This window comes from Streptomyces olivaceus (genome assembly GCF_000721235.1).
In the GTDB taxonomy this organism is placed as follows: Bacteria; Actinomycetota; Actinomycetes; order Streptomycetales; family Streptomycetaceae; genus Streptomyces; species Streptomyces olivaceus.
The window spans coordinates 35,841-55,008 of sequence record NZ_JOFH01000008.1; the positions used below are offsets into that span (position 1 = coordinate 35,841).

16 protein-coding genes are annotated in these 19,168 nt (G+C 72.9%); 3 read left to right on the top strand and 13 right to left on the bottom strand.

Translation table 11 applies throughout. The features are described from left to right. Positions 1-75: 75 nt before the first annotated feature. Positions 76-1,659 carry an AMP-binding protein gene (locus IG94_RS0111115; protein ID WP_107060508.1) on the bottom strand — a complete coding sequence of 528 codons (1,584 nt, stop codon included), beginning with the start codon at positions 1,657-1,659 and terminating at the stop codon, positions 76-78. 2 nt (positions 1,660-1,661) lie between these two features. Continuing rightward, positions 1,662-2,672, bottom strand: coding sequence for an alpha/beta fold hydrolase (locus IG94_RS0111120; protein WP_063763379.1), 1,011 nt, complete (start codon positions 2,670-2,672; stop codon positions 1,662-1,664). Between the two features lie 285 nt (positions 2,673-2,957). On the opposite strand from IG94_RS0111120, the gene IG94_RS0111125 reads away from it, so the two are divergent. Beyond that, the gene (locus IG94_RS0111125) at positions 2,958-3,884 is read left to right on the top strand and encodes an acyl-ACP desaturase (protein WP_052410632.1); all 927 of its coding nucleotides are present in this window, start codon (positions 2,958-2,960) and stop codon (positions 3,882-3,884) included. A 72-nt stretch (positions 3,885-3,956) separates the two neighbouring features. On the opposite strand, the gene IG94_RS0111130 is transcribed toward IG94_RS0111125, so the two are convergent. From IG94_RS0111130 to IG94_RS0111165, 8 genes are all read right to left on the bottom strand, one after another. Then, the gene (locus IG94_RS0111130; protein WP_052410633.1) at positions 3,957-4,751 is read right to left on the bottom strand and encodes an acyl-ACP desaturase; all 795 of its coding nucleotides are present in this window, start codon (positions 4,749-4,751) and stop codon (positions 3,957-3,959) included. Then, complete coding sequence (locus IG94_RS42565; protein ID WP_031034115.1) at positions 4,748-5,071, bottom strand: acyl carrier protein; 324 nt, start codon at positions 5,069-5,071, stop codon at positions 4,748-4,750. The genes IG94_RS0111130 and IG94_RS42565 overlap by 4 nt, the downstream gene beginning before the upstream one ends. Further along, positions 5,068-6,777, bottom strand: a complete 1,710-nt coding sequence (locus IG94_RS0111140) for an AMP-binding protein (protein WP_052410634.1) — start codon at positions 6,775-6,777, stop codon at positions 5,068-5,070. Before IG94_RS0111140 ends, IG94_RS42565 begins: the two co-directional genes overlap by 4 nt. Continuing rightward, on the bottom strand, positions 6,774-7,694 hold the full coding sequence (locus IG94_RS0111145; protein ID WP_107060509.1) for a 3-oxoacyl-ACP synthase III family protein: 921 nt from the start codon (positions 7,692-7,694) through the stop codon (positions 6,774-6,776). Before IG94_RS0111145 ends, IG94_RS0111140 begins: the two co-directional genes overlap by 4 nt. 402 nt (positions 7,695-8,096) lie before the next feature. Next, positions 8,097-9,515 (bottom strand): sugar porter family MFS transporter, encoded by a 1,419-nt coding sequence (locus IG94_RS0111150; RefSeq protein ID WP_031034122.1) that lies wholly within the window; start codon positions 9,513-9,515, stop codon positions 8,097-8,099. Positions 9,516-9,733: 218 nt separating this feature from the next. Further along, positions 9,734-13,294 carry a chromosome segregation protein SMC gene (smc, locus tag IG94_RS0111155; protein WP_031034124.1) on the bottom strand — a complete coding sequence of 1,187 codons (3,561 nt, stop codon included), beginning with the start codon at positions 13,292-13,294 and terminating at the stop codon, positions 9,734-9,736. A gap of 430 nt (positions 13,295-13,724) precedes the next feature. Next, a complete protein-coding gene (locus IG94_RS0111160; RefSeq protein ID WP_003973418.1) occupies positions 13,725-13,937 on the bottom strand; it encodes a hypothetical protein in 213 nt (70 codons plus the stop codon). 379 nt (positions 13,938-14,316) lie between these two features. Continuing rightward, the gene (locus IG94_RS0111165) at positions 14,317-14,598 is read right to left on the bottom strand and encodes an acylphosphatase (RefSeq protein ID WP_031034126.1); all 282 of its coding nucleotides are present in this window, start codon (positions 14,596-14,598) and stop codon (positions 14,317-14,319) included. A 203-nt stretch (positions 14,599-14,801) separates the two neighbouring features. Between IG94_RS0111165 and IG94_RS0111170 the strand changes: the two genes are divergently transcribed. After that, the gene (locus IG94_RS0111170; protein ID WP_031034129.1) at positions 14,802-16,004 is read left to right on the top strand and encodes a CAP domain-containing protein; all 1,203 of its coding nucleotides are present in this window, start codon (positions 14,802-14,804) and stop codon (positions 16,002-16,004) included. Positions 16,005-16,017: 13 nt separating this feature from the next. On the opposite strand, the gene IG94_RS0111175 is transcribed toward IG94_RS0111170, so the two are convergent. Both IG94_RS0111175 and IG94_RS0111180 read right to left on the bottom strand, forming a co-directional pair. Next, positions 16,018-16,893: an SDR family oxidoreductase gene (locus IG94_RS0111175; RefSeq protein WP_052410635.1), complete on the bottom strand. Its 876-nt coding sequence runs from the start codon at positions 16,891-16,893 to the stop codon at positions 16,018-16,020. After that, a complete protein-coding gene (locus tag IG94_RS0111180) occupies positions 16,881-17,666 on the bottom strand; it encodes an MBL fold metallo-hydrolase (RefSeq protein WP_031034134.1) in 786 nt (261 codons plus the stop codon). The genes IG94_RS0111175 and IG94_RS0111180 overlap by 13 nt, the downstream gene beginning before the upstream one ends. 142 nt (positions 17,667-17,808) lie before the next feature. Between IG94_RS0111180 and IG94_RS0111185 the strand changes: the two genes are divergently transcribed. Beyond that, the gene (locus IG94_RS0111185; protein WP_031034136.1) at positions 17,809-18,213 is read left to right on the top strand and encodes a winged helix-turn-helix transcriptional regulator; all 405 of its coding nucleotides are present in this window, start codon (positions 17,809-17,811) and stop codon (positions 18,211-18,213) included. Between the two features lie 63 nt (positions 18,214-18,276). Here the strand turns inward: IG94_RS0111185 and mutM are convergent, their stop codons facing one another. Then, a complete protein-coding gene (mutM, locus tag IG94_RS0111190; RefSeq protein WP_031034139.1) occupies positions 18,277-19,137 on the bottom strand; it encodes a bifunctional DNA-formamidopyrimidine glycosylase/DNA-(apurinic or apyrimidinic site) lyase in 861 nt (286 codons plus the stop codon). Positions 19,138-19,168: the final 31 nt, after the last annotated feature.

Sequence of the window (19,168 nt, forward strand, 5' to 3'; positions counted from 1 at the left end):
CAGGCACGGAAGCCTCGGCCGTCCCCCGGACAGGCACCGAAGCCCCCGCCCGCACCCGGACGGGCGCCGGCCTGCTCATCGTGGCCTCCGCAGGCGCCGGGTGGCCCAGTCGGCCAGTCGGTCGCGGTTGATCTTGGAGTTGTGCCGGATGTCCGTCGGGAACCCCGGATGGACGAGTACGGCGGCGACGTGCCGCCCTTCGGGACGCCGGTCGAGCAGCTCGCGCACCGCCGCGACCGCCGCCCCGCGCCCCGGCCCCCGCGCGGTCAGCTCCACGCACAGCACGGCCCGCTGCCGGCCCGGCGCACCGACGCCGACGAGGGCGGTGCGCCGTACGCCGGGCAGCGTGTCGGCGGCAGCCTCGACGTCCTCGGTCGTCAGGACGTAGTCGGTGCCGATGACACGGTGACTGCGGCGCCCGTGGAACCAGATGCGGCCCTCACCGTCGATCAGGCCCATGTCGCCGGTCCGGTGCTGGACGCCCCGGTCGGTGGCGGTCTTGGTGGCGGCGGTGATCTCGGGGCGGGCGTGGTAGGCGGGGCTCACGTTGGCCCCGGTGACGGCGATCTCGCCGACGCCGTCGGGACCCGCGTCCAGGATCCGCGCCGCCACTCCGTCGAGCGGCCGGCCCACGCACGTACCGGCGCCCGGCGCACGGGCGTCGGTGGTGCTGACGGCGCTCACCGGCAGGCACTCGGTGGCCCCGTAAGCGCTGAGCACCTCGGCGTCCGGGCGCAGCACCGCGTGCAGCGCGTCGGCGAGGCCCGCGCGCAGCGGGGCGCCGAAGGAGATCACGCGGTCGACGCAGGAGAGTACGAGGCGCCTGCGTGCGCAGTGCTCGGCCAGCAGCCCGAGGACGGCGGGCGAGCCGACGACCACCTCCGTGCGGTTCTCCAGGAGCGGGCGGACCAGGCGCGCGGACGGTGTGCGGGCCGGGGCGCGGTGGTTGACGGCGGGCGCGACGGTCGTGTGCCCGAGCACCGGGCCGAGCAGGACGACGGGAAGGAACCCGGCCAACAGCGTGCCGTCGGTGCCGACCAGGCGGGCCAGCGTCTCGGCCTGCCCGAGCAGGGTGCTGTGGTGGTACTCGGCGCCCTTGGGCACACCGGTCGACCCGGAGGTGAAGGCGATCAGCGCGAGGCCGTCGTCCGGCGCGGGCGGGAGCGGGTCCCGCACCGGCGGCGGACCGGCGGGCGCCCCGCCCCGCCGGGCGCCCGGCACCGGCAGCCGTCGCCGCAGGCCCGGAACGGCGGCCCCGGTGACGACGGCCGTACGGACGTGTCCGCGGGCCCAGCCCAGTGCCGTACGGCCCAGATGCGCGAGCGGTTGTCCGACGAACACCTCGGGGGCCACCTCGTCCAGGCACTGTCGCAGGTCGGCGCGGGGCAGACCCGGGTCGACCAGGACCGGGACCGCGCCGACGGCGAGCAGCCCGTGGACGGTGGTGAAGAGGTGGTACGGGTCGCCGGTCATGGTCACGGCCTTGTGACCGCGGCGCACTCCGGCCCGTTCGAAGGCGTCGGCCGCCTCCCGGCAGCCCGCGACGAGCCGGGCGAAGGTGATAGCCCGGCCCGATCCGTCGCGCCGGCCGAGCACGAGGGCGGTGTCGTGCGGCCGGTCCGCGGCGAGCTGCTCCAGCCGGGCGTGCAGGTCTGCCACGGTCAGCCCCGTTCCGAGGACGAGGACGCGGAGGGAGAGGCGAAGGGAAAGGGAGAAGAGGAGCGAGAAGAGGAAGAGGCGGACGGGTCGGGCGGCTCGGACGGCTCGGACAGGAATCCGCGGACGTCGTGCCCGAGCCGGTCCGCCGCGTCCTCCATGACGTAGTGGCCGGCGTCGGCGTACCGGTGGACCCGCGCGTGCGGGAACCGCCGCTCCCACTCGCGCAGGACGAGCGGCGTGAACACCGGGTCGCGCATGCCCCAGCCGACGAACAGCGGAAGGGCGTCGAGGTGGTCCCCGGCGCCGCCGTCCGGTGCGAGGAGGCGCCAGGCCTCGTCCCCGTCGTCACGCGGAATGGCGCGTACGAAGTCCACGACCGCCCGCCGGTCGCCGCCGCGGGCGAGCGGCAGCAGGTACGCCCGCCGTTCGGCCCGGCGCAGCGGAGCCACGACCCCGCCCCGTACGGCGGCCCGGGGGAAGAAGTTGGTGGCGTGGGCGAGGGCCGCGACGCCGCGGTGGTCCCGGATCCAGCGCAGGTACACCGGCAGCCGGTAGCCGGAAGGCCAGGGAAAGCAGACGGAGTTGAGCACCACGACGCGGGCGGGGCGCAGCGACCTGCGGCGCGCCCAGGCCCAGCCGAGTGGCGCGCCCCAGTCGTGCAGCACCAGCGTCCAGCCGTCGCGGGGCGCGTCCCCGCCGGCGACCAGGTGGTCGAACAGGGCGTCGAGGTGGTCGAGTTGCAGCAGGTGCCGGTCGACGGAGGAGGCCGGTACGGGCGGGCGCGGTGACAGGCCCAGTCCGGCGAGGTCGGGCGCGACGCAGCGGAAGTCCGGGGACAGGGCGGCGATCAGGTGCCGCCACTGGTAGCTCCACGACGGGTTTCCGTGCAGCAGCAGGACGGGTGGGCCCGTTCCGCTGTCCACGTAGTGCTGGCCGGTGCGCGGGACGCGCCGCCACCGGTCGGCCGCCGGATAACCGGGCAGCAGGACGGCCGACGGCGAGGGGGATGGCATGGGCGTCACGCTAAGGCGCGAACGGATGCCGGATGTCCTGGAATTCCCTTTGCCGCGGAAACTTCACCCGCCTGGATCAGACACACCGTGAAAGCGAACAACCCTGCGTTGCACGGGAATTCACGAAACGTCATGGGAGTTCATCACACTTACCGACTCTCGAAATACCGCCCGGCGCGCTGTACGGAGTGCGCCCGCGCGGTGGGCGAGCATGACCGGTGACCGGTTGGAATCCGCCGGAGCGTGGACGGTCTCGCCGCACTTCGGCATCGTCGGGAGGCTGTTATGCACGCGCCTGAGGTGGAGCGCGAAGACGTCGGGCTGCTCACGGAGTTGGAGCCGGTGGTGGCCCGCGCCCTGGACACCCATTTCGAAACCGCGGACGACTGGTATCCGCACCAATTCGTTCCGTGGGCCATGGGGCGGAATTACGAGGGATTCCTCGAAGGGGAGCCGTGGGCGCCGGAGCAGGGCGCCATGGAGTCGGCCGTACGGGACGCGCTGCTGCACAACCTCCTGAGCGAGGACAACCTGCCCAGCTACCACCGGGTGATCGCCGAGCTGTTCGGCCGGGACGGCGCCTGGGGCACCTGGGTCAACCGGTGGACGGTGGAGGAGGACCGGCACGGGACCGCCATCCGGGACTACCTCGTCGTCACGCGGGCCGCGGACCCCGTGGCCATGGAGGACGCGCGCCGCCTGCACCTGCAGACCGGGTACGACAGCGACTACCGCGGCGACGTCCTGGCCGGGCTGGTGTACGTGACCCTCCAGGAACTGGCGACCCGGATCTCGTACCGGAACATCAAGCGGATCAGCGGCGAACCGGTGTGCGCGGCGCTGCTGCAGCGGATCGCGCAGGACGAGAACCGGCACATGCTGTTCTACCGCCGGATCCTGGAAGCCGCGATGGAACTCCGGCCGGAGCGGACCGTGCGGGCCCTGGCGACCGTGGCGGCGACGTTCCGGTCGCCCGCGCACGGCGCTCCCGACTTCCCCCGCCTGTCGATGTCGATGGCGCGGTCGGGCGTCTACTCCCCCGTGACCCACCACACGGAAGTACTCGCTCCGGTCATGCGCCACCTGGGGGTCTTCGACCGGAGCGGCCTGGGCGCCGAGGGCGAGAAGGCGAGGGACCGGCTCGCGGTGCTGATGCGGGCGTCCGAGACGCAGGCGCGCCGGTTCGCCGGCCATGTGAACTCCGCGCTCTAGGCGTACGGTCCGTTCGGCCGGTGCGGTGTCCGCCGTCCCGCGAAGGCGGCGGGCACCGCGCCGGCCGGCGTCTCAGCGGGCCGCCGGCACCGTGGCGGCGGTGGAGTAGAGGTCGTGCCGGGTCAGGCCCAGCGCGCCGAGCGAGGGCAGGACGACCTCCGTGATGAAGGCGCCGTTGCCGAAGCCCGTGGTGCGTACGCTCTCCCGGTCCTCGCGGTCCGGCAGCAGCTCGTGGGCGGGCATGCGGAAGGTCCGCACCACATGGGCCAGGTCCTTCAGCGTGCCGGCCCGGTCCTCGTCGAGGTGCAGGCTCAGGATCCGCTGGTAGAAGCGGCAGTGCGCCATCTCGTCCCGGCCGATCAGCCGGTAGACCTCGGTGAGGACCGGGTCGGCGGTCCGCTGTGCGCGTTCGCGCTGCTTGCGGTAGCTGACGAAGGTCGTCAGCTCCTGGAACGCGGAGTACACGACCATCTGCCGGGGTGTCCGGTACGGGGGCTCCCAGCGCCGCGCCATCACGGCCTCCCCGAACTCCCGCATCTGCGTCTCGGTGCGCTGGCCGCTGCGCAGCAGGTACTCGCGCAGGGCGAGCGCGTGCTTGGCCTCCTCGTAGCCCCAGTTCGCGGAGAACCACGCCTGCCCGTAGTCGCCGACCAGCAGCGACAGGTGGGCCTGGAGGTAGTCGGGCAGGAACATCTCGATGCCGCAGAACGTCTCGGCGGCGAGCGCCAGTTCGCGTTCCGCCGGCACCTCGGGCAGCCGGTCCCAGGGGACGTCGTCGAAGACGCTCCAGCGGCGGGTCCGTTCGGCCCGCTCGAAGAAGGTCATGAACTCGCGGTGGAACGCCTCGCGCAGCGCGATCGAGGTCATCGCGCGCCCCGAGCCTCGACCGGGACCGAGACCTGCGCCTGCGCCTGCGCCTGCGCCTGGACTCGGCCCTGGCCCTGCGTCTGCGGAAGTGCCTCGCCGAGCATGTCGTACAGGTCCCCGACCGTCTCGACACCGCCCAGGGCCGCGTCCGGGACCCGCAGCCCCAGCTCGGTCTCGGCGATCACGATCATTTCGAGGAGTTGCACGGAGTCCACCCCCAGGGCGCGGATGTCGGCGTCCCGGTCCAGCGTCCCGGGGTCGCGCTGCGTCACCTGCTGGTAGGCCCGGTGCAGGACCTGCGGGATGTCGGACGGTGTCATGGGCTGCTCCTTGGCGCTTCGGTGGGACGGGAGGGTACGAGTGCGGGCGGGAGGTCTCCGAGGAGGTAGCGGCGGCGCATCTCCTGGCGCCGGGGTTTGCCCGACGTCGTCTTCGCGACCGTGCCGGGACCGACGGCCACGACGTCGGCGACGCTCAGCCCCAGGCGCTGCGACACGGTCTCGCGTACGGCGCCGGCGACGCCCCCGGACCCGTGCGGCCGGCATTCGGCGACCACGACCACCTCCTCGGTGTCGGTCCCCGGCCGGGTGAAGGCGACCGCTCCCCCGGTGCGGACGCCGTCCACCGCCTCGGCCGCCCACTCGACACGCTGCGGGTCGATGTTGCGGCCCTGGACGACCAGGACGTCCTTGAGGCGGCCCGCCGGGTGGAGGACGCCGTCGGCCAGGTAGCCGCGGTCCCCGGTGCGCAGCCAGCCGTCGTCGGTGACCGGCGTCGGGCGGTCCGGCGCTCCGTCCAGGTACCCGGCGCACACGGAGGGACCGCGCACCCAGATCTCCCCCACCTCCCGTTCGGCACGGGGCAGTCCGGTGGCGCCGACCACACGCGCCTCGTGGCCGGGCAGCGGCGGGCCGCAGCCCACGACCTCCACGGCCTCCTCGTCGTCGCCGCAGGGGGCGGCCAGGTCGTGGTCGCGCAGGCGGGCCCAGGAGACCCGGTCGGGGTGGAACGCCGTGCCCCGGGGCGCGACGGACACCGCCAGCGTCGACTCGGCCAGCCCGTAGCACGGGCGCAGGGCCGCCGGATCGAGCCCCGCGACGCGGTGGGCGTCGGCGAAGTGCCGCAGGGTGCGGGGGCTGACCGGCTCGCCGCCGCAGAGCAGGGTGTGTGCCGCGGACAGGTCGAGGCGGGCCAGGCGGTCCCCGCCGGTGCGCCGGGCGGCCAGCGCGTACGCGAAGTTGGGGGCGCCGGTGATGGTTCCCCGTACGTCGGACAGGGTGCGCATCCAGCTGCCGGGGTCGCGGACGAACAGCCGGGTGGCGAGCAGCGTCACCGGTACGCCCACGGCCAGCGGGGCCAGGACGAACCCGACCAGGCCCATGTCGTGGTGGAGCGGCAGCCAGCTCACGCCGTGGTCGCGGGCCGGGTCGGCGGCCAGCGCGTCGCGCATGATGGCGAGGCTGTTGGCCGTCACCGAGCCCGCAGTGGCCACGACGACCCGGGGGCGTCCGGTGCTGCCGCTGCTGAACTGCAGGTACGCGGTCCGGTCGGGCCGGTGGGCGACGGGCAGGGTCAGGTCCGCCGCCACGTCCGCTTCGGGGCGGGCGGTCTCCAGTGACGCGTAGGAGAGGCGGCGGGCCTGCGTGGCGGGCAGCAGGGCGAGCTCCGCCTCCTCGGCGACGACCAGGTCCGGCCGCACCACGGCGAGCGACGCGGCGAGTTGCCCGCTCCACGCGTCGCGCCGCCCGAGGACGGGCGGGGGCGGCAGCGGGACCGGCACCAGGCCGGCCCAGAGCGCGCCGAGGAAGGCGGGGACGAACCGCCCGGGGTCGCCGGCCAGCAGCGCCACCCGGCTGCCCGGCCCTCCCCCGCACGCGGTCAGCCGCCGGGCGCTCGCGCGCACCTCGTCGAGGAGCTGGGCCCGCGAGAGTTCCCGGGTGTGTCCGTCCCCGTCGACGTAGCGGTGGGCCGGGGCAGGGTCTCCTTCGTAGGTCAGCAGGACCGAGCAGACCCAGGCGTCGCTCACCACTGGCACAGGGCGAGGCCGCAGCTGGTGCCGCTGGCCAGGCCGAACAGGGCGACCAGGTCGCCGCGGTGGAGCCGGCCGGCGTTCTGGGCCTCGACCAGTTGCAGCGGGAGGCTGCCGGTGCCGACGTTGCCGTACCGGGGGAAGACCGGGACGACGCGCTCGGGCTCGGCGCCCACGGCCGCGCAGAGGGTGCGGGTGAAGGGCATGGACGCCTGGTGGACGCAGACGAGGTCGGCGTCCCCGATCTTGAAGCCCAGCTCCGCCATCTCCCGGACGCCGTCCTGCGCGAAGCCCAGGCAGGAGCGGACGAGGGACTCGGAGTCGATGCGCGGGCACCTCGGCCGGTCCTCGCTGCCGAAGTAGGGGTTGACCATGGTCGCGGCGTCCCACCCGGCCGAGTCGGCGGCGAACCGCGTCGCGATCAGGCCGGGAGTGTCGGAGGCCTGCACGAGCAGGGCCGCGCCCATGTCGCCACCGGTGTACGCGGGCATGGCGTAGGCGAGTTCGGAGCGGTCGGCCACCGGCAGCCGCATCAGGCGGCTGGGCAGTTCGCCGGTGACGACCAGGACGGTGGTGTGCGTGCCGGTCCGGATCAGCGCGTCGGCGATCTGCAGGGCGTTGAGGACACCGTTGCAGGCGTTCTTCACGTCGAAGACGGGCGCCGTCACGGCGAGTTTGTGCGCGACGACGTGGGCCGTCGCGGGTTCCTCCAGGTCCTCGCTCACCCCCGCGAAGATCAGGAGGTCGACGTCCGAGGGCGCGAGGCGGGCCTGATCCAGTGCCGACGCGCCCGCCGCGGCAGCGAGGTCGGACGGCAGGGTTCCCTTCGGGGCCACGCGGCGCTCTTCGAGACCGTAGAGGCGTTCCAGCACACCTTCGACGATGAGCAGATGAGGATTGGTGGCGCGCACCATCTCCTCGACCTCCGCGACCGGTTGGCGGTGCTCGGGATGATGAACGGCTGCGCTGGTAATCCGACTGGAGCTGGAGATGTGTCCTCCCGTGGCGCATGCGGCGGCCGACCGGGCGGCAGGGCGAACGACGGCCGAGCCGAAGACTCTCGGATCGATCGGTACGAAGTGACCGATTCGCGCAGCAGAATGCCATGGGAGCGGCACGGTGCGGCGCGAGCCACTCCGGGACGCGCCGCGGGTCTTGCGGGGAAAGCCGTCGTACGACACCGCCGCCCCCGTCCGGAGGGTGACCGGGCGGGGGCGGCGGACGGTACGGGGAGAGGGGCAGCGGGGATGTGGCCCCCCTCCCCGGGTTCGGGGCGGACCCGCCCGGGTGCGCGCCGGGCGGGGTGGCGCGCCGGGTCAGCCCATCTCCTCCAGGGCCTTGCCCTTCGTCTCCTTGACGAACTTGAGCACGAAGGGGATGGAGAGCGCGGCGAAGATCGTGTAGATCACGTACGTGCCGGACAGGTTCCAGTCGGCCAGCGACGGGAAGCTCGCGGTGATGGCCCAGTTGGCGATCCACTGCGCGGAGGCGGCGACGCCCAGCGCGGCGGCGCGGAGGCGGTTGGGGAACATCTCGCCGAGGAAGACCCAGACGACCACACCCCACGACAGGGCGAAGAAGAGGACGAACACGTGGGCGGCGATCAGGGCGACCCAGCCCTGGGTGGCGGGAAGCTTGCCGTCGACGAGGTCGAAGGAGAAGGCCCAGGCCTCCAGTGCCAGACCGATCACCATGCCGACCGAGCCGATCAGGGCGAGCGGCTTGCGGCCGATGCGGTCCACGAAGATCATCGCGATCACGGTGCCGACGATGTTGATGATCGACGTCGTGAACGAGTAGAAGAAGGAGTCCGTCGGGTCGACGCCGACCGACTGCCACAGCGTCGAGGAGTAGTAGAACGCGACGTTGATGCCGACGAACTGCTGGAAGACCGACAGGCCGATGCCGATCCAGACGATCGGCTTGAAGAAGAAGCTGCCGCCCATGAGGTCCTTGAAGGAGGACTTCTCCTCACTGTGCATGGCGTGCTCGATCTCGGTGACGCGGGCGTCGAAGTCCACGTCCTTGCCCTCGACCTCCGCGAGGATCTCCTTGGCGCGCTCGCGCTTGCCGACGGAGATCAGGAAGCGGGGGGACTCCGGGATGGCGAAGGACAGCAGGCCGTAGAGGACGGCCGGGACGACCATGACGCCGAGCATGACCTGCCAGGCCTCCAGGCCCATCAGCTCACCGCGCTGGTCGCCGCCCGCGGCGTTCAGCAGACCCCAGTTGACCAGCTGCGACACGGCGATGCCGATGACGATCGCGGCCTGCTGGAAGGAGCCGAGCCGGCCGCGGTAGGCGGGCGGGGAGACCTCAGCGATGTAGGCCGGGCCGATGACGGAGGCCATGCCGATGGCGAAGCCGCCGATGACGCGCCACATGGCGAGGTCCCACAGCGCGAAGGGCAGTGCGGAGCCGACGGCGCTGACGGTGAAGAGGACCGCCGCGATCTGCATGCAGCGGATCCGGCCGATGCGGTCGGCGATGCGGCCGGCGGTGGCGGCGCCGATGGCACAGCCGATCAGCGCGATGGCGACGACCTGCGCCAGGACCGCGGAGCCGACGTCGTAGCGGTCCCGGATGGCCTCGACGCCGCCGTTGATCACGGAACTGTCGTAGCCGAACAGGAAGCCGCCCATCGCGGCCGCCGCCGCGATGAAGATGACGTGCCCGAGATGATCGGGGTGAGCCGTCCCGGCTCCTGGACTGGGCGCCTGCGATGTGCTGGCCACGTGTACTCCTCGGGCTACCGGCAACGCTGCCGGGGTGGTTCGCCCTTCGAGGTGCCATCGAAGGAACCTGAAGGTAAAAGCAACGTTGCAGAGACTATGCCTTCAAGTTTCGAAGTCAATAGGGCAGGAGGTGTGAGTTTGGAGATGCCGAGGGCAGTCGATCGTTCAAGAGTTGAAGAAGCGGGGAGGTCGAGCCCGAAAGCGGGACGGGGCCGGCCTCAGGACTGGCGCAGCCGCTGGCTGATGACCTTCGACACGCCGTCGCCCTGCATCGAGACGCCGTACAGCGCGTCCGCGACCTCCATCGTGCGCTTCTGGTGCGTGATGACGATCAGCTGCGACGCCTCCTGCAGCTCCTGCATGATCCGGATCAGCCGCTGCAGATTGGTGTCGTCGAGGGCCGCCTCGACCTCGTCCATGACGTAGAACGGGCTCGGCCGCGCCTTGAAGATCGACACCAGCATGGCCACCGCGGTCAGCGAGCGCTCCCCGCCGGAGAGCAGCGAGAGCCGCTTGACCTTCTTGCCCGGCGGCCTGGCCTCGACGTCCACACCCGTGGTGAGCATGTTGTCGGGGTCGGTCAGGATCAGCCGCCCGTCGCCGCCGGGAAAGAGCCGGCTGAAGACACCCTCGAACTCCCGGGCGGTGTCCCGGAAGGCCTCGGTGAAGACCTGCTCGACGCGCTCGTCGACCTCCTTGACGACCTGGAGCAGGTCGGCGCGGGTCTTCTTCAGGTCCTCCAGCTGCTCGCTGAGGAACTGGTGCCGTTCCTCCAGCGCCGCGAACTCCTCGAGGGCCAGCGGATTGACCTTGCCGAGCTGCTGGTAGGCGCGCTCGGCGGACTTCAGCCGCTTCTCCTGCTCGGAGCGGACGAAGGGCCGGGGCAGGTTGCGCGGGTGCTCCGGGTCCTGCGGAAGCTCCTCGCCCTCGGCGGGGGGCGAGGGCGGCACCGGTTGATGGGGGCCGTACTCGGCCGCGAGCCCCGCCGGTTCCACACCGAGTTCCTCCAGCGCCTTGGTCTCCAGCTGCTCGATGCGCAGCCGCTTCTCGGCGCCGAGTACCTCGCCCCGATGGACTGAATCCGTCAACTTGTCCAGCTCCGCCTTGAGGTCGCGCCCGGCAGTGCGCGCGGCGGTCAGTTCCTGCTCGCGCCGGGCCTTGGCCGCCTCGGCGACGGCGCGTTCCGCGTCGGCGCGGGTCAGCGAGACCTCGACGTGGGCGAGCAGCTGCCGGGCACCGGCGGCGACCGCCTCGGCGACGGCCGCCTCGTGCCGCAGCCGGGCCCGCCGCTGTTCGGCACGCGCGCGTGCCTCGCGTTCGGCGCGGGCGGCCCGGTCCAGGGAGTCCGCCCGTCCGGCCAGTCCCTTGACCCGCTCCTCGTGCGTACGGACCTGGAGACGGGCCTCCATCTCGGTCTGCCGGGCGTTGGCACCGTCGGCGGCGAGCCGGTCGCGGGCGGCGGTGTCGGGCTCCTCCTCGACCGGGAGCTCCTCGGCGACGGCGAGCCGCTCGGCCAGCTCCTCCACGTCCGCCAGCGCCCTGTCCAGCGCCTCCTGCGCCCGGGCCGCGGCGGCGGCGGACCGTTCCGCCTCACCGGCGGCGCCCCGGGCCTGGCCCGCGAGCCGGCCCAGCTGCTGGGCGACGGACGACTTCTCGCGGTCGGCGGCCCGGCGCCGCTCCCCCAGCTCCTCGACGAGCGCCGCGCACTCCCGCCGCCGTCCGACGGCCGCCTCCTGCGCCCCGGCCAGCGCCTCGCACCGCACGCCCAGCTCCTCCAGTTCGGCGGCGGCCCGGTCCACGGACGCCTGCACCTCCAGGAGGCTGGGCGCCCCGGCCGAACCGCCCTGCGCGAAGTGCGCGCCGAGCAGGTCGCCGTCGGCGGTCACGGCGGTCAGTCCGGGCCGGGCGTAGACGAGGTCCTCGGCGTCCTCCAGGGTGTCCACGACGACGATCCCGCGCAGCAGCCGCCGTACGGCGGGCATCAGGTCGGAAGGACCACGCACGAGATCGGCGGCGTACGGGGGCCCGTCACCGCGCGGCTCGTCCACTGCGTCGTCGGGGGCGCCGGCGAGCAGCAGCGCGGCCCGGCCCGCGTCCTGCTTGCGCAGCAGGCGTACGGCGTCGGCGGCGGCCGCCGGGGAGGTCACCGCGAGGGCGTCGGCGGCGGCACCGAAAGCGGTGGCGAGGGCGGCCTCGTGGCCGGGTGTGACGGTGAGCAGCTCGGCGACCGGTCCGAGCAGGCCGGTGAGCCGGTCCCCCGCGGCGAGCACCGCTCCGGTGCCGTCCTTGCGGCGCAGTCCGAGCGCGAGCGCCTCGTGGCGGGCCTGGGTGGCGGCGCGGGCGCGTTCCGCAGCGGTGGCCTCTTCGCGGGCGGCGGCGAGGGCGGCCTCCGCCTCGGCCAGCCCGCGCTTGGCGGCCTCGTGCCGCTCGGCGAGTTCCTGGTCGTCGGCGTCGAGCCCGTCGACCTCGGCCTGGAGGGTCTCGTACTCCTCCTGGGCGGCCGCCGCTCGCTCCTGGGACGCGTCGCGTGCCTCGGCCAGCCGCTCGATCTCGGCCTGCGCGGAGGCGGCGCGCGAACGGGCGGTGCCGACCTGCCCGCTGAGCCGGGCCAGGCCCTCGCGGCGGTCGGCGATGGCGCGGGCGGCGTCCTTGAGGCGGCGCTCCTCCTGGGCCAGCTCGCGTTCGAGGTCCGCGCGGTGGGCGACGGTGTCCTCCAGGGCGTGCTCGGCCGCCTCCAGGGCCGCTTCGAGTTCGGCCTCCTGCTCCCGGACGCGGGCGGCCTCGCGCTCCAGCTCCTCCGGGTCGCGGCCACGGCGTTCCTCGGGCGGTGCGGAGGTGGCGCTCTTCACGCGGGCGTCGGCGAGTGAGACGGTGCCGCGCACCCGTTCGGCGAGCTGGGAGAGCTCGTACCAGGTCTGCTGGGCGCGCTGGAGCCGCGGGGCGAGGCGGCGCACCTCGTCCTCCAGGTCGGCCTCGCGGCGCAGTGCCCGGCCGAGCTCCTGCTCGGCGGCCTCCTTGCGTTCCTTGAGCGCGGCCTCGTCGGCGATCTCGGCCTGCAGCGCGTCGCGCAGCCGTACGAGGTCGTCGGCGAGGAGCCGCAGCCGGGCGTCGCGGAGGTCGGCCTGGATGACGGCGGCCCTCCTGGCGACCGCCGCCTGCCGGCCCAGCGGCTTGAGCTGGCGCCGCAGTTCGTCGGTGAGGTCCTGCACGCGCGCGAGGTTGGCCTGCATCGCGTCCAGCTTCCTGAGCGCCTTCTCCTTGCGCTTGCGGTGCTTGAGGACGCCGGCGGCCTCCTCGATGAAGGCGCGGCGGCCCATCGGGTCCGCGTGCAGGACGGAGTCGAGCTGGCCCTGTCCGACGATGACGTGCATCTCGCGGCCGATGCCGGAGTCGGAGAGGAGTTCCTGGATGTCCAGGAGGCGGCAGGTGTCGCCGTTGATCTGGTACTCGCTGCCGCCGTTACGGAACATGATCCGCGTGATGGTGACCTCGGCGTACTCGATGGGCAGGGCCCCGTCGGAGTTGTCGATGGTCAGGGACACCTCGGCCCGGCCGAGCGGGGGGCGGCCGGTGGTGCCGGCGAAGATGACGTCCTCCATCTTGCCGCCGCGCAGCGACTTGGCGCCCTGTTCGCCCATGACCCAGCTGAGCGCGTCGACGACGTTGGACTTGCCCGAGCCGTTCGGTCCGACGACGCACGTGATGCCGGGCTCGAACCGGAGCGTGGTCGCGGAGGCGAACGACTTGAACCCGCGCAGGGTGAGGGCCTTCAGGTGCACGCCGTCGGACTCTACCTTTCGGACATGTCTCACTCCATGAACCGGTGAACCGCCGCGGTTTCACCGGTGAACGCGCAGGGCACATCAGACGTTGAAGAGGGTGAAAGGTTGCGCGGGGCAGGGAAAAGGGGTCGGCGCCGGCTGCGGACCCGGCGGGGCACGGACCGAAGACACCCCAAGAAGCGGAGAGAAGCGGGGACAGGGGGAGACGGAAAGAAAGAAGGGACGCCGAAGCGTCCCTTGCAGACTCTGACACCCGAGCGGCGGTACGGGCTGACCCGACCACTGCGGTGCCATGGTGGAGCGGTGCAGTGATCGAAGTGCTGCAGTGATTCTGATCTGCAGTGATCGAAGTGCTGCGGTGATCTGATTCTGCGGTGATCGAAGTGCTGCGGTGATCGAGCGGTGCAGAGATCAAGCGGTGCAGTGATCAGGTGAGCGCAGGCTCCGCCTGGTGTGCGTCAACGCTCTCCATGCTCTCCATGATCCTGTCGTGAGAAGCGGCAGCCGCCAGCGCGTCGTTCTCCGCCTGGATTCGTCCGAGCTCGGATTCCAGGTCCTGGACGCGCTGCTGGAGCCGTCGCATCTCGGCGAGGAGTCGAGGGTCGGAGCCGCCGACGTAACCGAGAAGCGCCTTTGCCATGATGGATGGTCCTCCACAATGAGTGACCGACCGAAGCGGTGTGGGTCGTGAGGGAATCGCACCCGCGGTGCTTGGCACTTTGGAGTTTTTCTGCCGTTCAACCATGCCAAACAGCTAAGGTGCGCGGGGCTTTCAGCGTCTCACCAAAAAGTTTGACGGTCAACACGATCACGCCCCGTATCGACGGGTGCCCGGGGGCACGCGGCCGGGAAGCCGGCACCGCGGCGACTCCTGCGGGCCCCTCGGGGCGTGTCGGCCGATCTGCCTGCGGAGCGTTCCACGCGCCGCCCTCCTTGGCAACCACCTGCCCGTTTCCTCCTCGGCCACCCCTCGCGGGCGCCCGCCCCGGGCTCCGGTCGGGCCCGTCGGGGACCGGACGTCAGCGGATGGCGAAGCCCTCGTAACCGCCGCGCGGTGTGTCCCAGATCTCGGTGACCCCGTCCACGCGTCCGGGCGTGTCGTCCCCGCGCAACCAGTCGAGGAGTCCCTCGCAGCGCTCCCGCGGGCCCTCCGCGACGACCTGGACGCGGCCGTCGCCCAGATTGAGAGCAAAACCACTCATCCCGCCGAGTTCGAGCGCCCTGGCCCGCGTGAACCAGCGGAAACCCACACCCTGGACCCGTCCGCGCACCCACGCGACCAGCCGTACATCCTCGCTCATGACTGCAACCTAACCAGTCAATGTCTCGCCGGACACTTCACCCCCTGGTGCCATGCGGTAGCGTCCGCACCCAATGAATCTCATCTGAAACTCACTCCATCGTGTGAGTTCCGTGTTGATCGTGAGGACACGTCGACCGCGTGGGCCCGTCCCGGCCATCCGGGACCGGCCGGCGCGAGGACGAGGACGAGGAAGGCCAGGACATGGGACGCCACCGACGCTCCGCCGCCGGCCGCGCCGCCGCGGGCCGCGCCGCGGGCGACCGGCAGACGGACGCCACGACGGGACCGGGCCACGGCCCGCAGGACCCGGTCGACCGGACCACGATGGGGATCGCGCCCTATCTCAACCCGGAGGCGTACGCCGAGGTCCGCGCCAGGAGCGACGCCTACCTCTACGCGGACGACCCGGACGGCGAGGGCCCGCGGGCCGCCCGCACGGTCGCCTTCCCCAGCGGCGGATACGCCCCGGAGAGCGGCGGCCCGCAGCCCCAGGACGGTCACCGCCGCCGCCGCAAGAAGGCCGCCACGCCGGTCCGCACGGGGCTGCTCGGCGTGTCCGCCGCGGTCGCCCTCGGCACGGTGGCGGTGGCCACGGGTGCGGTGCCCGGTCTGGACAACTACCGGATCGGCGGCGGCAGCGGCGGGGGCGACCGGGTGCAGGCCCGGGACACCCCGACCAACAGCCCGTCGCAGCAGGGCGGCACCTCCGGCAGCGCCGACACCGGCCGGGGCGACGACGCCACCGCGAGCCGCGGCGGCGACCGCTCCTCCTCGCCCTCCCGTTCCTCTTCTTCGGACTCCTCCCCTTCGGACTCCTCGTCCTCGTCTCCGGACAAGGACTCCTCGTCCCCCTCGCGCTCCTCGGACGAGTCCTCCGCACCGGCCTCGAAGCCGGCCGCCCCGGCCGGGACGCCGTCGAAGACGGGGAAGCCGGACACGCCGCCGAGCACCGATCCGAAGCCGGCGCCCTCGCGCTCGGCCACGAAGGAGCCCGCGCGGCCGAGCGCACCCGCCTCCGTCTCCGAGCAGGCCGCCGCCGAGGCCCAGGTGCTCAAGCTCGTCAACGACGAGCGGGCCAAGGTCGGCTGCAGTCCGGTGGCCGCGAACAGCGCCCTGCGCGAACTCGCCGAGGACTTCAGCGGGGCCATGGCCGCCCAGGGCTTCTTCGACCACACCGACCCGAGCGGCGCGACCCCTTGGGACCGGGCCGCGGCGGCCGGCATCAGCGGCCTCGGCGGCGAGAACATAGCCCGCGGCCAGGCCGACGCCCAGGCCGTGATGGACGCCTGGATGGACAGCCCCGGCCACCGCGCCAACATCCTGAACTGCGACTTCCAGACCCTGGGCGTCGGCGTCCACTTCGGTTCCGGCGGCCCCTGGTGGACGCAGGACTTCGGCTACTGAGCCGGGCGCTCCGTCAGCCGGGTCGGTCGCCCGGGTTCAGGCCGAGCGCCCTGCGTACGACGGCCTCCCGGAGCCGGACGGGCAGGAGCCGCATGAGGACCGCGTCCTGCAGGTAGCTGTGGTGGAGGTCGTAGCGCGGGGCCGGGTTCCTGGTGGTGACGACGCGGTGCACGGCGCGTACGACCCGGTCCATCGGGATGCCGTTGCGCGCCGAGCGGGCGGACCGCTGCCGGGCACGTCCGAGCGGGGCCTCGTACACCGGCATCGACGGCGTGCGTCCGAGCTCGTCCTGGATGGCGGCGGCCATGGGCGTGTCGATCATGCCGGGGGCGATCACGGAGACACGGATGCCGAGCGCCGCGTACTCCATGCGCATGGCGGCGCTGAGGGCCTCCAGGCCGAACTTGCTCGCGGAGTAGGCGCCGGTGAACGGCAGGGTCCGGACACCGCTGGCGGAGCTCAGGTTCACGATGCGGCTCCCCTCGCCGAGCAGTGGCAGGAAGGCCCGGGTCACCGTGTGGGTGCCGACGACGTTGACCGCCAGTACGTCGGTGAGGGCGTCCGCCGTCAGGTCGACGAGGGGGCCGTTGGTGACGGTCCCGGCCACGTTGCACACGGCCCTCAGCGGAGCACCGGCGGCACGGTCCGCGGTCTCGGCCGACGCCCGGGCGACGCTCTTCTCGTCCCGCACGTCGAAGAGGAGGGGCGTGATGCTGCCGGGGGGAAGTTCCGCGGCCAGTTCGTCCAGGCCGGCGCGGCGGCGGGCGCCCGCGTAGACATGGAAGCCCTCGGCCGCGAGGAACCTGGTGGTCGCCCGTCCGATGCCGGAGCCGGCCCCGGTGACGAGGACGCTCTGCCGCGTGCCGTTCATGCCGTTCATGCCGTCCATGCCGTCTCCAGGTCGCTCGGGTCGTGGGCGGAGATGATGCGCAGCCCCGGATCGCCCCGGCGGTTCAGCTCCGCGAGGCGTTCCTGGTTCTCGAGGAGGCGGCGGTGGTTCTGCGCCGCTCCGCGCTCCATGAGGCGGACCGGCAGGGGCACCCTGGCCCGGCCGTCCAGAGTGCCCCAGTGGTAGAAGGCGTCGCCGCAGTGCAGGAGCCACCTCTCACCGGTGTCGACGGCGACGCAGACGTGACCGCGGGAGTGTCCGGGCGTCGCCACCAGGACGAAGCCCGGCGCCACCTCGGTCAGTTCCTTCGCCGCGGCGAACCCCCGCCAGCTCTCTCCGCCCGGCCGGTGCTCGACGAACCGCGGTCCGTGCGCCCACTGGGCCGGCCGGTAGCGGGTGCGCTCGCGGCGGGACGGCGAGCGGATGGCGCCGTCGATCTCGGCCGTCGTCGTGTGCACCCGGGCGTGCGGGAAGTCGGCCAGCCCTCCGACGTGGTCGAAGTCCAGGTGCGTGACGATGATGTGCCGTACGTCCTCGGCCCGGAATCCGAGCCGCTGTATCTGCCGTAACGCGGTCTCCTCGGGGTCGAGCACCGGTCTGATGACATGGCGCATGAAACCGACGCGGGCGACCGGGTCCTGGATGTCCCGGAGCCCGAATCCGGTGTCCACGAGCACCAGGCCGCTCGCCTCGGTCTCCACGCACAGGACGTGCGCGACCATGGGATAGGTCGGCATGTGCATCGTGCCGCAGTTCAGATGGTGCACTTTCACGGTGATCCTCCAGTCGTACCGGACGCGTGCCGGTCACAGGATGTCCTGGCGGCGTCCGGGCCTCCGACCCGCCCCCGTGGATGCGCCGCCCCCGGCTCAGCGCACTCTGCGGCACAGCGCTGTGCTCACGTACGCTGGAGTCATGTCGACCACGCAGGAGCGCACGGCGGAGCAGGACCTGCCGTACAACGTGTTCTCCCGGGTCTGCCCGTCACGGGTGACCCTGGAGCACGTGACGGGGCGCTGGGGCGCGCTGACGCTCGGCGCGCTGTACAAGGGCTCGTTCCGGTTCAACGAGCTGCGGCGCCGCGTCGACGGCGTCAGCGAGAAGATGCTGGCCCAGACCCTGCACGCGCTGGAACGCGACGGCCTGGTGCACCGCGAGGCCCAGCCGACCAACCCGCCGCGCGTGGACTACGAGCTGACGTCGCTGGGGCACGAGGTGGCCGGGCGGCTGATGGCGCTCATCCACTGCGTCGAGGGACGGATGGACGAGGTGGTGGCGTCGCGCGAGCGGTACGACGCGCAGCGCACGCCCACGGCCTGACCCACGGCGGGCCTGCGGCAGGACTCTCCGCGTGCCTGCGGCCTGCCGCTCGGCGTGCCGTGCCTACGGCGTGACGTGCGGTGCCCGCTGGCACTTCGGGCAGAAGTAGCTGGAGCGGTTCATCCACGGCCTGCGGCGCATCGGCGTGGCGCAGCGGCGGCAGGGCAGGCCCTCGCGGCCGTACGCGTCGAGCGAGCGGTCGAAGTAGCCGGACTCGCCGTTCACGTTGACGTAGAGGCTGTCGAAGCTGGTGCCGCCCACGGCGAGGGCCGCGTTCATCACGTCCCGGACGTGGCCGAGGAGTTCGGTGGTGCGGGGGCGGGTGAGGCCGGCGGTGGGGCGTTCGTAGTGCAGGCGGGAACGCCACAGGGCCTCGTCGGCGTAGATGTTGCCGACGCCGCTGATCAGGGACTGGTCGAGCAGGGCCCGTTTGACCGTGGTGCGCTTGCGGCGCAGCGCCAGGTGGAAGGCGTCGGCGTCGAAGAGCGGGTCGAGGGGGTCCCGGGCGATGTGGCCGATGACGTCGGGCAGCCCGTCGGGGGTGGTGTCGTGGAGGGACAGGCCGCCGAAGGTGCGCTGGTCGACGAAGCGGAGTTCGGTGCCGAGGGAGTCGGCGAAGCGGACGCGGACGCGCAGGTGCTTCTCGGCCGGGGCCTCGTGCGGCTGGACCAGGAGCTGGCCGCTCATGCCGAGGTGGGCGAGGACGGCCTGGCCGGTGTCCTCAAGGGGCAGCCACAGGTACTTGCCGCGGCGGCTCGGCGTGCCGACCCGGTGGCCCTTGAGGCGGCCGGCGAAGTCGTCGCCGCCCGCGATGTGCCGGCGTACCGCCCGCGGGTGCAGCACCTCGGTGTCGGCGACGGTCCGGTGGGCGACCCAGCGCTCCAGGCCGCGCCGCACGACCTCGACCTCGGGCAACTCGGGCATGGCATCCCCTCGGGTGGGCCGGTGGACGGGG

What these genes read in the sequence shown, in the direction of transcription:
- IG94_RS0111170 (WP_031034129.1), top strand. Translation starts at nt 14,802, where the DNA reads ATGGGACGCCACCGACGCTCCGCCGCCGGCCGCGCCGCCGCGGGCCGC.
- IG94_RS0111130 (WP_052410633.1), bottom strand. Translation starts at nt 4,751, where the DNA reads ATGACCTCGATCGCGCTGCGCGAGGCGTTCCACCGCGAGTTCATGACC.
- IG94_RS0111120 (WP_063763379.1), bottom strand. Translation starts at nt 2,672, where the DNA reads ATGCCATCCCCCTCGCCGTCGGCCGTCCTGCTGCCCGGTTATCCGGCG.
- IG94_RS0111145 (WP_107060509.1), bottom strand. Translation starts at nt 7,694, where the DNA reads ATGGTGCGCGCCACCAATCCTCATCTGCTCATCGTCGAAGGTGTGCTG.
- mutM (WP_031034139.1), bottom strand. Translation starts at nt 19,137, where the DNA reads ATGCCCGAGTTGCCCGAGGTCGAGGTCGTGCGGCGCGGCCTGGAGCGC.
- IG94_RS0111185 (WP_031034136.1), top strand. Translation starts at nt 17,809, where the DNA reads ATGTCGACCACGCAGGAGCGCACGGCGGAGCAGGACCTGCCGTACAAC.
- IG94_RS0111125 (WP_052410632.1), top strand. Translation starts at nt 2,958, where the DNA reads ATGCACGCGCCTGAGGTGGAGCGCGAAGACGTCGGGCTGCTCACGGAG.
- IG94_RS0111160 (WP_003973418.1), bottom strand. Translation starts at nt 13,937, where the DNA reads ATGGCAAAGGCGCTTCTCGGTTACGTCGGCGGCTCCGACCCTCGACTC.
- IG94_RS42565 (WP_031034115.1), bottom strand. Translation starts at nt 5,071, where the DNA reads ATGACACCGTCCGACATCCCGCAGGTCCTGCACCGGGCCTACCAGCAG.
- IG94_RS0111175 (WP_052410635.1), bottom strand. Translation starts at nt 16,893, where the DNA reads ATGGACGGCATGAACGGCATGAACGGCACGCGGCAGAGCGTCCTCGTC.
- IG94_RS0111165 (WP_031034126.1), bottom strand. Translation starts at nt 14,598, where the DNA reads ATGAGCGAGGATGTACGGCTGGTCGCGTGGGTGCGCGGACGGGTCCAG.